Genomic DNA, 12,030 nt, shown 5'->3' with positions numbered 1-12,030 from the left:
TTCTGCGTTAGTTGCGAGGTCCGCCGGCGACGTACAGCACCTGGCCGGACACGAAGCCGGCCTCCTCGCTGCAGAAGAACGACGCGGCCGCGGCGATGTCCTCGGGCTTGCCGGTCCGGTTCACCGGGATGGTCGCGGCGGTGGCCTTCTTGAACTCCTCGAAGTCGACCCCGACCCGGGCCGCGGTGGCCGCGGTCATGTCGGTCTCGATGAACCCGGGCGCGATCGCGTTCGCGGTGACGCCGAACTTGCCCAGCTCGATCGCCAGCGTCTTCGCCAGCCCCTGCAGGCCGGCCTTGGCGGAGGCGTAGTTCGCCTGGCCGCGGTTGCCCAGCGCCGACGTCGAGGAGAGGAAGACCAGCCGGCCGTACCCGGCCTCGACCATATGCGCCTGGACCGCGCGGGACATCAGGAAGCTGCCCTTCAGGTGCACCGACATGACCGTGTCCCAGTCGTCGTCGGACATCTTGAACAGCAGGTTGTCGCGCAACACGCCGGCATTGTTCACCAGGATGGTCGGCTTGCCCAGCTCCGCGACCACCCGCTCGACCGCCGCCGCGACCTGGTCGGCCTTGCTGACGTCGCAGCCGACCGCGATCGCCGTACCGCCCGCCTCGGTGATCGCCTTCACGGTCCCGGAGCAGGCGCCCTCGTCCAGGTCGAGGACGGCAACCGCGTTCCCGTCCGCGGCGAGCCGTTGCGCCACGGCCGCGCCGATTCCCCGGGCCGCCCCGGTCACAATCGCCACCCGCTGGTCGGTCATCCACGTGCTCCTAACGGTCCATGGTCGTGCCGGGGATGACATTACCCACGCTGTGTCACGCCGGAAGTACCCCGGATGCAATGATCGCCGTGTGGATCATCACAACCGCCACGTCTACCACTGCCCGCTGCGCTGGGGTGACCAGGACGCGCTCGGCCACGTGAACAACGGCCGGTACGTCGACTACCTGCAGGACGCCCGGGTCGACTTCCTGTTCCGAACCGCCAAGGAGCTCGGCGCCGACGACCTGGAGACCGGCCTGCTGGTGGCCCGGCACGAGGTGCAGTACCGCGCGCCGCTGCACTTCCGGCCCGAACCGGTCCGGATCGAGCTGTGGATCAGCGAGATCAGGGCCGCGTCGTTCACGGTCGACTACGAGATCCTGGACGCCGAGCCTGAGCGCCGGACCTACGTCGAGGCCCGCACCAAGCTGGTCCCGTTCGACTTCGCCGCCAACCGCCTCCGACGGATCAGCCCGGTCGAGCGCGCGGCCCTCTCGAAGCTGGTGGGCTCGTGACCTTCACGCACCCGGTTCTGGTCCGCTGGTCCGACATCGACTCCTACGACCACGTCAACAACGTCCGGTACTTCGACTACCTGCAGGAAGCCCGGATCGCGTTCCTGTCCGAGATCATGGGCACGACCGGCGACTTCTTCGCCGATCACCCGGTCGTCCTGGTCAGCCAGACCGTCGACTACCTACGCCCGATCCTGCTCCGGCACCCGCCGTACGACGTCGACGTCTGGGTGGAGTCGGTCGGCGCGTCGTCGTACACGCTGGGGTCCCGGATCGTCGACCGCAGCGGCGGTGGCGAGGACGTGTATGCCAAGGCGGTGTCCGTGCTGGTCACCGTGGACGGAAACACCCACGCCAAAAGGCCCATCGCGACCGCAGAACGGCATGCCCTGCTCGAACACGTTGTGACCACTTGAGACACTGGGACGGTTATGACTGAGCAACTGAGCTTCTACGACGCTGTCGGTGGGGCCGAGACGTTCCGCCGGCTGGTGGCGGCCTTCTACCGCGGTGTCGCCGCCGACCCGGAGCTTCGCCCGCTGTACCCGGAGGAGGACCTCGGCCCGGCCGAGGTGCGCTTCCGGATGTTCCTGGAGCAGTACTGGGGTGGCCCGCGGACGTATTCCGAGCAGCGCGGGCACCCCCGGCTGCGGATGCGGCACGCCCCGTTCGCCGTCACCCCGAGCGCCCGGGACCGCTGGCTCGGCCACATGCGTGCCGCGCTGGACGAGATCGCGCTGCCACCAGATCGGGACGAGGAGATCTGGACCTACATGGTGATGGCCGCGCACAGCATGGTGAACACCGACGAACCGCAGTACCCGGGCGCGATCGACGTGTCCGGCCGCTGAATCTCTCTTTCGAAGGAGACAACACGAGCATGGCCGCTACCCGTACCGCCAAGGCCCACTGGGAAGGTTCGCTGCTGGAGGGGGCCGGTCAGACCAGCCTCGAGTCGTCCGGGCTGGGCACGTTCGACGTGACCTGGGCCGCCCGGACCGAGCCGGAGGCCAGCGGCAGGACCAGCCCGGAGGAGTTGCTCGGCGCCGCCCACTCGGCGTGCTTCTCGATGGCGCTGTCGCACGCCCTGGCGCAGGCCGGCAACCCGCCGGCGTCGCTGGACACCCAGGCCGACGTGACCTTCCAGCCGGGGGAGGGCATCACCGGTATCAAGCTGACGGTGGTCGGCAGCGTGCCGGGCCTGACCGCCGACCAGTTCGCCGAGTTCGCCGAGGGCGCGAAGAAGAACTGCCCGGTCTCCCAGGCTCTGGCCGCGACCCCGATCACCCTCGAGGTCAGCTTCACCGCCTGAGAACCACCGCACGCCGCCCGCGCACTGCGTTGCGCGGGCGGCGTGCTGCTGTGTGGGGCGAGTTGTCGTGATCCCGCCAGACCGGGTCTGACCGCGGGGCGCATACTGCGGCTGTGCTGGACGATGCGGTGCTGCTCGACAACCACCTGGCCTTCCTGGCCGCCCATCGAGGTCACATCAGGCGTGCGGCCGACGGGATCGAGGTGGTCGGCGCGGACGACTTCTTCTCCTGCTGGATCCCGCTGACCGCAGACGTGGACGTCCCGGAGGGTACGGCGGCGGTGCGGCTGGTGCCGTGGAGCGGCGAAGGCTGGGAGGAGCGCCTGACCGCGGCTGGGTTCGAGCCGGCCGAGGTGCTCGTCCACATGGAGGCGCCGGCCGATGAGGCGACCGGCGAGCCGCTCGAGGCGATCGCGTCGGACGAGGACGCGGAGGCCTTCGCGGAGGTGCAGGCGGATGCGTTCCTCGGTGAGGACGACGCGGACGTGGACTGGTGGCGGCAGGAGCTCCGCAAGATGGCGCTGCGCAACTACCGCGCGCCGGACCAGTCCCTCTACCTGCTGCGGGTCGACGGCAACCCGGCCTCGATCACGCTGGTGTTCCGCACGGCCGACGTCTTCGGCATCTACGCCGTCGCGACCAAACCGGCGTACCGGGGTCGCGGCTTGGCCTCGGAGCTGCTCGGCCAGGCGCGCCGGGACGCGGCCGGCGGGCGGCTCACCTTGCAGGTGGTCGGGGGCTCTGCGGCTGAGCGGCTGTACCTGAAGCTCGGCTTTCGGCCGGTGTTCCGGTCTCCGCACTTTCGTCGTCCGGCCTAGCCTCCTCGGCCCGCTCGGTGGCGCTGCCGACCCCGGACGGCGCCGAGCTGCCCGGGTCGCGGGTGGTCAGGTTGCCGACCCGGAGCACCTCGCCGTTACGGACGTACCAGGTGGTGCCGTCCTCGCCGCGCAGGGTGGTGATCCGCAGGCCGACCGCGACGACCACACCGGTCGCCTTCTCCATGTCGATCAGGTCGCCGACGCCGTACTGGTCCTCGAAGATCATGAAGACGCCGGCCAGGAAGTCCTTCACCAGCGTCTGGGCGCCGAAGCCGAGGGCGACGCCGATGATGCTCGCCGAGGCGATCACCGGCAGGATGTTGAAGCCGAGCTCGGCCAGCACCATCACCACCAGGACGGCGGTCAGCACGATCGTCACCGTGCTGCACAGCAGCGAGGCGATCGTCTCGGCGCGCTGCGACCGGCGCTGGCTGGCCAGCGTGTTCTCGACGAACTCCTGGCCGATCTTGGACTTCGAGAGCACTCCGGCGACCGCGCCGTTCCCGGTCCGGCGGGCGAACCGGCGGATCACCTTGTGCAGCACCCAGCGCAGCACGAGGAAGCCGATGATCAGGCCCGCGATCCGGGCCGGGACCATGACGATCTGGTCGGTCACCTCCAGCCTGCCGTCGTTGCCGTACCGGAAGAAGGTCGGGAACTGCTCGGGCAGCGAAAACAGGGGGTGACTGAACAAGGACACAAGGTAGCTGGTCAGAATAGGCATCTCGCCGCCCGATCTTAGTGAGAAAGACAAGGGAGATGCGATCGCATGCCCAGCCGGCTGGATGACGAGCTGCTCAGGCTCGTGAGCGCGGGCGTGCTGCGCCAGTACCAGGCCGAGGCGCTGCGGGATGCCGCCGACGCCGAGGTCGCTGCGGCGCTGGCCGACCCAGGCCGGGCGCGGCCGCAACCACCCGCCGAGCAGCCGGCCGCGAAACCCAAGCCGCCGCCGACGGCGAGCCACTCCAGTGCGCTGATCGAGGTGCTCGGCTACATCGGCGGGGCGTTACTCCTCGGCGCGGTCGCGCTGCTCACGGTGGCGAACTGGGGTGAGATGGGCCGAGCCGCCCGCGTGAGCACCGGGACCAGCGCGGCGGTGGTACTGCTCGGCGCCGCGGCCGTCCTCGGCGTCCTGCGCCGACGCGAACAGCTCAGCTCGGCGCTGGCCTCGCTGGGGTGCTGCGTCGCCGGCTTCGCCACGTACGTCGCGATCGAAGGCGAAACCGGCCGGATCGTCGGGGTCGCCGTCGCGCTGGTGCTGGCAGGAGCCGGACTCTGGTGGCTGGCGGGATCTTCGTTGCTGGTGGCAACTTTTGGGATCCTTGCCGTCGGTGTGCTGGTGATCACGGCAGATGTCCTGACTCCGGACACCGGCGGGTCCTCGAACACCGCCGGGATCGCCGGGACCGGGTTCATCCTGGTCGCTTTCGTGATGGGGATGCTCGGCCTGGTCCGCGATCAGATGACCGCGTGGTCGCTGGCCGGGGCGGCGATGTTCAGCTCGTCGATCTGCTGGCTGATCCAGGAGCGGGGCGAGATCATGGCGCTCGCCGTCGGCACGGCCGGTCCGGCAGCTCTGCTGGTCGCGTACGGTCGCCGGCAGGCGTCGGCGTACGCAGTCGTCGGTTGCGCCATCCTGCTGGTCATCTGGCCGACTGCCCTCTACCAGCTCACCGACAACATGGCCGGCGTCGCCATCGGCCTGGTGATCGCGAGCGCTGTGCTGCTGGTCGCCGTACTGCTGCTCAGTCGTCGCCGCGCGAACGGGTAAACGGGTAACAGTCCGGCGCGCGGCGTTGCGCGGAAGGGCGGGTGATGCGGCAGACTCGCTGAGGTGACAGCTCCTACTCCGGCCCTTGTCGAGCTAGCGGTTGCCCATGGCGTGGCGACGGAGTACTGGAACTGGCAGGGCGAGCATGTGATCGTCTCCAGCGAGGTGGTGGCCGCCGTACTCGCGGCGCTCGGTGTGGACGCGTCCACGCCGGAGAAGGCTGCGGAGGCGCTGGAGGAGCACCGGCAGGCGCGTTGGCGTCGTACGTTGCCGCCGACTGTGGTGATGCGGGAGGGCTGGACGCCCTGGTTCGCCGTACACCTGCCGCACGGGTCCCCGGTCGAGGTGTGGGTGGACCTGGAGGACGGCGGTCACCGGCGAGACATCACGCAGCAGGACCGCTGGATCGAGCCGGAGTGGATCGATGGCGCGCAGGTCGGTGAGGCCACGTTCCAGTTGCCGGGCGACCTGCCGACCGGCTACCACCGGTTGTGCGCGCGGGTCGGCAGCAGTCCGGAGATCTCGGTCAGCACGCTGATCGTCACCCCGCGCAAGCTGGAGCCGGAGAAGCTGCACCGCACCTGGGGCTGGGTGCTCCAGTTGTACTCCGTCCGCTCTCGCCGCTCCTGGGGTATCGGCGACCTGCACGACCTCGCAGACCTCGCTGCCTGGTCCGCGACCGACCTGAGCGCCGGCTTCGTGCTGGTGAACCCGCTGCACGCGGCGGAGACCGCGGGCCGGATGGAGCCCTCGCCGTACCTCCCGGCCTCGCGGCGGTTCGGCAACCCGATCTACCTCCGCATCGAGGACATCGACGAGTACGGCGACCTCGCGCCGGCCGAACGGGATCGGGTCCGGGCGCTGAGCCTGCAGACCCGGGCGCTGAGCGAGGACCCGACCGCACTGGACCGGGACAGCGTGTGGGCGGCCAAGCGGGAGGCGCTGCAGTTGCTGTTCGGCGTCCGGCCGTCGATCGGGCGGATCGCGGAGTACGGCGCCTACTGCGACCGGGAGAGCCAGGGGCTGATCGACTTCGCCACCTGGGCCGCGATCGCCGACGTGCACGGGCCGGAGTGGAGCAAGTGGCCCGAGGAGCTGCGGGACCCGACCTCACCGGCCGTTGTTGCCTTCCGCAACGAGAACCCGGATGCGGTGGAGTTCCACTGCTGGCTGCAGTGGCAGCTGGACGACCAGCTCGCCCGCACCCAGGCCCGGGCGAAGGCGGCCGGCATGTCGCTGGGCGTCGTACACGACCTGGCTGTCGGTGTGCACCCGGACGGTGCGGACGCGTGGGCGCTGCAGAGCGTGCTGGCGCCAGGCATCCACGTCGGTGCGCCACCGGACGCGTTCAACCAGCAGGGGCAGGACTGGTCGCAGCCTCCGTGGCGCCCGAACGCACTGGCCGACACCGGGTACGCCGCCTGGCGGGACCTGGTCCGTGCGGTGATGCGGCACGGTGGTGGGCTGCGGATCGACCACATCCTCGGCATGTTCCGGCTCTGGTGGGTGACGTCGCCGGAGCGACCGACCGAGGGCACCTACGTCCGGTACGACCACGAGGCGCTGGTCGGCATCCTCGTTCTGGAGGCGATGCGGTCCGGCGTGGCTGTGATCGGGGAGGACCTCGGCACGGTCGAGCCGTGGGTGCGCGACTACCTGACCGAGCGCGGCGTGCTGGGCACGTCGGTCCTATGGTTCGAACGAGACGCAGACGGGGTTCCGCTGTCGCCTGAGCGCTGGCGTGAGCTGTGTCTGGCGACCGTGACCACGCATGACCTGCCTCCGACCGCCGGCTACCTCGCTGGGGACCACGTGCAACTGCGCAACGAGCTCGGTCTGCTGACCAGGCCGTTCGCCGAGGAGCTCGAGGTCGACGAGGCCGAGCGGGACTCCTGGCTGAACGCATTGCGCGAGCGGCACCTGCTGAGCAACACCGACGGCGACGTGGAGCGCATCGTCGAGGCATTGCACCGGTACGTCGCTCACACGCCGGCGAAGCTGGTCGGTGTAGCGCTGACGGATGCCGTGGGCGAGCGCCGTACCCAGAACCAGCCGGGGACCACCGACGAGTACCCGAACTGGCGGGTCCCGCTGAGCGGTCCGGACGGCTCGCCGATCCTGATCGAGGACCTCCCGAACAACCAGCGCCTGCGCCGACTGATCGGCGCATTGAACATTTAGTCACCACTCGATCACGAGCTGTTGACAATAGATTTGAACGGTTGTTTTCTATTTATCGAGAAGGCGCCTTCCTTCACTGTCTTTCCGCCCCAACAGTCGAAGGAGTTGTCCGCATGCTCCGACTACGCAAACTCAGCCTCGCCGGAATCGCCGTCGGCGCCTTGGCGCTGACGGTCAGCACCTCGGTCCCGCTGGCGTACGGCCACGGCTACACCACCGGACCGACCAGCCGGGCCAAGCACTGCCAGAACGGCACCGTCCAGAACTGCGGCCAGATCCAGTGGGAGCCGCAGAGCGTCGAGGGCCCGAAGGGCTTCCCGGCGGCCGGGCCTGCTGACGGCAAGCTCTGCTCGGCCGGGCTGGCCCAGTTCGCCCAGCTCGACGACCAGCGCAACGGCGCCTGGCCGGCGGAGCAGCTCACGGCCGGCCAGAGCAACAACTTCCGCTGGTACCTGACCGCACCGCACGCCACCACGGACTTCAAGTACTACATCACCAAGCAGGGCTGGGACCAGAACGCCCCGCTGACCCGCTCGGCGCTCGACCTGAACCCGTTCCTGACCGTCACGATGAACGGCGGCCGGCCGGCCAACAACGTCAGTCACCCCGGCACCGTGCCGAGCGGCCGGACCGGACGGCACATGATCCTCGCGGTCTGGACGATTCACGACACGGCGAACGCCTTCTACCAGTGTTCGGATGTTCGTTTCTGATTCAGCCGGACGTTTCGTCAATATCTTTCCTGGGAAGTGCACTCCCTGAAATATCCGCCCCGTATTTCAAGGAGTGTCCCCATGAAGACTGTGCTCCGACGCGTGCTCGTACCGCTGGTCGCCGTACTGGCCGGACTGCTGCCCGGTGTGGTCGCGGTCGAGCAGGCCGCCGCGGTCACCAAGATGACGCACGCGCAGGCGACGTCGATCTTCCGGGCCGCCGGGATCACCTGGTCGTCCAGCGGCAACTGCTCCGACTGGAACAACCCGACCTGCACCTCGTTCACCAACATCAACGACACCACCGTGTACGGCGTCCGCACGCTGAAGCAGGCGAGTGGGTGCGCGATCAACCTGACCGGTGGCACCGAGGTCGGCCACGCGAGCGGGACGTACAGCCACCGGAACGGCTACAAGGTGGACTTCTCGCTCTACACCTGTGTCGGGAACTACATCCGCAACACCTTCACCCGGATCGCCGACCGCGGTGACGGCGCTGCCCAGTGGCGGAGTGCGGCCGGCAACATCTACGCCCTCGAGAGCAACCACTGGGATGTGACCTACTACAACTGCGGCGGCTGCTGAAAGCAGAAGGAAGGCAGCCGCGCTTCGCGCGGGGTAGGAGGTTGTCGAGAGGCCCTCAGCGAGTGCGGGGAGCCGGGGGACTAGGCTCTGCGGTGTGATCACTGAAGTTTCCGGCCACACCCTGCTGGTGTTCGTCGGCATCCCCGCACTGGTCATCGCGGTGGTGACGCTCCTGGTCTTCGCGTCGTCGATCGCGAGCGGACCGCGTTACCGCCCAGGCCTGTCCTGGTGGGCCCCGCCGGTCTGGATCAACGGGCCGACCGCCACCAAGCCTGACCCCGCCCACCTGCCCGAGCTGCCCGGCGCTCCGGGGACCACCGCGACCGCCGGCGCCGGCGTCGCCCGTTCGACCGGAGGCGCAAGTGCCAGCTGGTGACGCTTTCACCCCTGATCAGCTCTACGACATCGAGCGGGCGGTCCGGCACGCCGAGGAGGTCTCCGGCCTGCGCTTCTCCGTGTACGTCGGCGGCGCCGACTCCGAGACTCGGCCGTTCGCGCTGGAGCTGCTGAACGAGCTCGACGACCCGGACCGCACCGTCCTGGTGTACGTCGACCCGGCCGGCCGCCGGCTGGAGATCGTCACCGGGTCACTCGCGAAGCGGCAGCTGTCCGACGCGTCGGCCGGCCTGGCTGCGCTGGCCATGCAGACGTCGTTCGCCACTGGTGACCTCACCGGCGGTCTGGTCACCGGCGTACAGCAACTGGGCGAGCACGCGCACCAGGCTCCGCTCCTGCACGCGAACGAGCCGCACAAGCAGTGAGCCCGGTGCTCCAGCCGACTCGCATCGCGCTGGGCGATCTGGTCCTGCGACCGTTCGTGGCAACGGACGAGCCGGCGGTCGCCGAAGCACTGCGGGATCCGGGTGTCCTTCGCTGGACCGCGGGTACGGCGGTGATCCGCACACCCGCGGACCTGCGGGCGAAGCGCTGGCTGGAGTCGCGCATCGACGGCTGGTCGCGTGGCAGCGCGGTGTTCGCGATCGCGGACGCCGCGAGCGACTACGTGCTCGGCACAGTGTCGGTCCGCGACGTCAACCGGGTGCCGGACCAGGCCGTGGTCGCGTACTGGGTCAGCCCGGCCGCACGCGGCCGCAGGCTTGCGGCACGGGCACTGGACGCAGCATCCCGCTGGGCCTTCGCCAAGGACGGACTAGGGCTGCACCGCCTGTCCCTGGACCACGCCTTGGTCAACGAGGGCTCATGCAGGGTCGCAACGCGCGCCGGCTTCCAACTGGAAGGCACCATGCGCGACTATTTTGTCGAACCCACCGGCCAACGCCACGACTCCCACCTGCATGCCCGGTTGGCGACCGATCAGCCCGCGGGCGTGCCGGCCGGTTCGTAGGTGGGGCAGGCGGAGTTGCTGTAGACGCGCTGGGTTCGCGGGTCGGAGCACAGGTCCAGCATCTGCGCCGACGACGTACCGGGGCCGAGGTAGACCATCCAGGTGTCGGTGACCGGCTCCATCGAACTGTTCGCGATCCCGCGGTACTGCCCGTTGACCAGCATCGCCTTGGCTGGGATGCCGGCGGTGATCAACTTGACCGCGGTCGCCTTCGCGAGGGGCTCGGCGTCGAGGCCGCCGTCGGTCCCGTACTTCTCCATCACCACGATCCACTGGCCACGCTTGAAGACCGGTGAGGCGGGACCGGTGTCGGGTGTCGGGCTCGGCGCGATCGCCTTGGCCTTCGGTGCGGAGGTGGCCGGCGGTTTGCGGTCCGCCTTGGCCGTGTTGCCCGACGCGGACGGATCCGAAGTCTGTGCCGGCGCGCTCGCGGCCGGCGCCCCGGCTCCGCCGTCCGCCCTCCCGCTCCGGAGCGCGTCGTCGGCGGGTGGTGAGGACGATCCTCTGGTCAGGATGAACGCGAACACGGCGACCATCGCGGCGGCCGCCACGATCGCCGCGCCCACCGCGCTGTGCGATCGCTGGGGTTTGCGTGCGTGACCCTGCTGAGGGTCGGTGCGCTGCCGGGAAGGGCTCTTGTGTTGTCTCCGGGCGGCGCGGGCGGGCGGCCTCCGGTGATCCACGGGTGTCACGGCAAGGGTCCCTCCCCAGATTCCCCTGTGGCGGTTAACTGCGTGCAGCTTAAACCGAACCAGCAAGTAAATGAGTACTGCTCACGTGATCAGAATCTCCTTCTGCAGAAGCGAATCGCGGCCCGCAGTCGGCTCCTCACTGTACGTCGAAGAACAATCGTTTGACCTTCACGGGTAGCGTTCGCGCTACCACTGTCCGGGACCGCGGGCGATGGTGAACGATCCCCGGCGCTGACAGCCTCCAGGCAAGTGCTTGACCTACTGGAGGGCGGCGGATCGTCCGTCCGCTGAAGCTGAAGGACACCTACTTCCCCGGGACGGACCCACGGATCGCCGGGCCGCAGGCCCGCGGGTACACGCGGTTCACGCCGGGGGAGTACACCGACACCACCGAGCTGATCGACGCGGACGCGTCCGGCGGCTACATCTCGACCGTGAAGGATCTCGACGTCTTCGTGCCTGCCCTGTTCGGCGGACGACTGCTGAAGCCGGCGCAGCTCCGGGAGCTGATGCGGACGGTCGCTGTGGACGAGACGGCTGAGCAGATCTGGCCGGGGGCGCGGTACGGACTGGGCCTGTTCTCGCGAGACTTGCCGTGCGGCGGCTCGGTGTGGATCCCGGGCGGCGACCAGATCGGGTACAAGACCCGGCTCGGGGCGACCGCGGACGGCCGGGAGAGTGTGGTCGTCTCGATGTCGACCCAGCTCAACGACTCCATGGAGGCCCTGTTCAGCCAGGAGCGGACCGCGAAGACGCTCGTCGACAACGCGATCTGCGACTAGGTCCCGGAGGGGATGCCGTCGTGTTTCGGCTGCGGGCGGGTGTCGAGGGCGTCGTCGAGCCAGGAGTCCACGTCGACCTCGGCGCCGAGGATGTGGTTCACGTAGGCCGCGCGTTCGTGGCTGAGCACCTCGAGCTCCCACACGCACGGGGCCGCGCCGATCGGGGCGGGCCGCAGATCGTCGACATCCATCCCGCTGAAGATGCTCAGCCGGGACTGGAAGTCCTTCGCCCAGCTCTGCACGACCAGGTAGATCCCGTCGTCCCCAAGATGCAGTACGACGACGCCCAGCCCGACCGCCCCCATCGCGTCATCGAACTCGAGCTGCCGGGTGGCCGTGGCTTGCGCGACCTCGACCATCTGGTCGTCCCATTGCCGTCCGCGCGCGGTGATGACGTACGGCTTCACCAACCGGTGCGGGTAGCGCCAGGGCATCAGTGGGGTGACAGGGCGAGGACGGTACGCCTCTGCGAGTCCGGTCAGCGCTACGGCTGCCGCACCTGCCAGGGCGGGGTCAGAAGCGGGCACCGACCCAGTTTTACCGGTAGCCGG

17 protein-coding genes are annotated in these 12,030 nt (G+C 69.2%); 13 read left to right on the top strand and 4 right to left on the bottom strand.

The window, feature by feature from the left end; all coding sequences use genetic code 11:
• Positions 1 to 7 precede the first annotated feature (7 nt).
• Entirely contained in the window at positions 8 to 763 is a 756-nt protein-coding gene (gene fabG, locus AB0H36_RS10565) for a 3-oxoacyl-ACP reductase FabG (RefSeq protein ID WP_360519781.1), read from the bottom strand.
• A 91-nt stretch (positions 764 to 854) separates the two neighbouring features.
• Between fabG and AB0H36_RS10560 the strand changes: the two genes are divergently transcribed.
• From AB0H36_RS10560 to AB0H36_RS10540, 5 genes are all read left to right on the top strand, one after another.
• Positions 855 to 1,280 (top strand): thioesterase family protein, encoded by a 426-nt coding sequence (locus AB0H36_RS10560; RefSeq protein ID WP_360519779.1) that lies wholly within the window; start codon positions 855 to 857, stop codon positions 1,278 to 1,280.
• Positions 1,277 to 1,696 carry an acyl-CoA thioesterase gene (locus tag AB0H36_RS10555; protein WP_360519777.1) on the top strand — a complete coding sequence of 140 codons (420 nt, stop codon included), beginning with the start codon at positions 1,277 to 1,279 and terminating at the stop codon, positions 1,694 to 1,696. Before AB0H36_RS10560 ends, AB0H36_RS10555 begins: the two co-directional genes overlap by 4 nt.
• A gap of 15 nt (positions 1,697 to 1,711) precedes the next feature.
• On the top strand, positions 1,712 to 2,131 hold the full coding sequence (locus AB0H36_RS10550; protein WP_360519775.1) for a globin: 420 nt from the start codon (positions 1,712 to 1,714) through the stop codon (positions 2,129 to 2,131).
• 29 nt (positions 2,132 to 2,160) lie between these two features.
• On the top strand, positions 2,161 to 2,592 hold the full coding sequence (locus tag AB0H36_RS10545) for an OsmC family protein (protein WP_360519773.1): 432 nt from the start codon (positions 2,161 to 2,163) through the stop codon (positions 2,590 to 2,592).
• A 113-nt stretch (positions 2,593 to 2,705) separates the two neighbouring features.
• On the top strand, positions 2,706 to 3,410 hold the full coding sequence (locus AB0H36_RS10540) for a GNAT family N-acetyltransferase (RefSeq protein ID WP_360519771.1): 705 nt from the start codon (positions 2,706 to 2,708) through the stop codon (positions 3,408 to 3,410).
• Here AB0H36_RS10540 and AB0H36_RS10535 read toward each other — a convergent pair.
• On the bottom strand, positions 3,310 to 4,110 hold the full coding sequence (locus tag AB0H36_RS10535) for a mechanosensitive ion channel family protein (protein WP_360519861.1): 801 nt from the start codon (positions 4,108 to 4,110) through the stop codon (positions 3,310 to 3,312). The two genes, AB0H36_RS10540 and AB0H36_RS10535, sit on opposite strands and share 101 nt — an antisense overlap.
• A gap of 69 nt (positions 4,111 to 4,179) precedes the next feature.
• On the opposite strand from AB0H36_RS10535, the gene AB0H36_RS10530 reads away from it, so the two are divergent.
• The 7 genes from AB0H36_RS10530 (at position 4,180) to AB0H36_RS10500 (ending at position 10,005) form a co-directional block, all read left to right on the top strand.
• A complete protein-coding gene (locus tag AB0H36_RS10530; protein ID WP_360519770.1) occupies positions 4,180 to 5,181 on the top strand; it encodes a hypothetical protein in 1,002 nt (333 codons plus the stop codon).
• Between the two features lie 63 nt (positions 5,182 to 5,244).
• Complete coding sequence (gene malQ / locus AB0H36_RS10525; protein WP_360519768.1) at positions 5,245 to 7,362, top strand: 4-alpha-glucanotransferase; 2,118 nt, start codon at positions 5,245 to 5,247, stop codon at positions 7,360 to 7,362.
• A gap of 113 nt (positions 7,363 to 7,475) precedes the next feature.
• Positions 7,476 to 8,075, top strand: coding sequence for a lytic polysaccharide monooxygenase (locus AB0H36_RS10520; RefSeq protein WP_360519766.1), 600 nt, complete (start codon positions 7,476 to 7,478; stop codon positions 8,073 to 8,075).
• 81 nt (positions 8,076 to 8,156) lie between these two features.
• The gene (locus AB0H36_RS10515; RefSeq protein ID WP_360519764.1) at positions 8,157 to 8,660 is read left to right on the top strand and encodes a hypothetical protein; all 504 of its coding nucleotides are present in this window, start codon (positions 8,157 to 8,159) and stop codon (positions 8,658 to 8,660) included.
• A 94-nt stretch (positions 8,661 to 8,754) separates the two neighbouring features.
• Complete coding sequence (locus AB0H36_RS10510; RefSeq protein WP_360519762.1) at positions 8,755 to 9,036, top strand: hypothetical protein; 282 nt, start codon at positions 8,755 to 8,757, stop codon at positions 9,034 to 9,036.
• Complete coding sequence (locus tag AB0H36_RS10505; protein WP_360519760.1) at positions 9,023 to 9,421, top strand: DUF5130 family protein; 399 nt, start codon at positions 9,023 to 9,025, stop codon at positions 9,419 to 9,421. Before AB0H36_RS10510 ends, AB0H36_RS10505 begins: the two co-directional genes overlap by 14 nt.
• Positions 9,422 to 9,426: 5 nt before the next feature.
• Entirely contained in the window at positions 9,427 to 10,005 is a 579-nt protein-coding gene (locus AB0H36_RS10500) for a GNAT family protein (RefSeq protein ID WP_360519758.1), read from the top strand.
• On the opposite strand, the gene AB0H36_RS10495 is transcribed toward AB0H36_RS10500, so the two are convergent.
• Positions 9,975 to 10,571 carry a hypothetical protein gene (locus tag AB0H36_RS10495; protein WP_360519756.1) on the bottom strand — a complete coding sequence of 199 codons (597 nt, stop codon included), beginning with the start codon at positions 10,569 to 10,571 and terminating at the stop codon, positions 9,975 to 9,977. The genes AB0H36_RS10500 and AB0H36_RS10495 overlap by 31 nt on opposite strands.
• A 401-nt stretch (positions 10,572 to 10,972) precedes the next feature.
• On the opposite strand from AB0H36_RS10495, the gene AB0H36_RS10490 reads away from it, so the two are divergent.
• Positions 10,973 to 11,479 (top strand): serine hydrolase domain-containing protein, encoded by a 507-nt coding sequence (locus AB0H36_RS10490; protein WP_360519859.1) that lies wholly within the window; start codon positions 10,973 to 10,975, stop codon positions 11,477 to 11,479.
• On the opposite strand, the gene AB0H36_RS10485 is transcribed toward AB0H36_RS10490, so the two are convergent.
• Positions 11,476 to 12,006: a hypothetical protein gene (locus AB0H36_RS10485; RefSeq protein ID WP_360519754.1), complete on the bottom strand. Its 531-nt coding sequence runs from the start codon at positions 12,004 to 12,006 to the stop codon at positions 11,476 to 11,478. The two genes, AB0H36_RS10490 and AB0H36_RS10485, sit on opposite strands and share 4 nt — an antisense overlap.
• Positions 12,007 to 12,030: the final 24 nt, after the last annotated feature.

The organism is Kribbella sp. NPDC050820 (genome assembly GCF_040653975.1).
In the GTDB taxonomy this organism is placed as follows: Bacteria; Actinomycetota; Actinomycetes; order Propionibacteriales; family Kribbellaceae; genus Kribbella.
The sequence above is the reverse complement of the archived record's forward strand: the minus strand, read 5'-3'. Positions and strand labels throughout refer to the sequence as shown.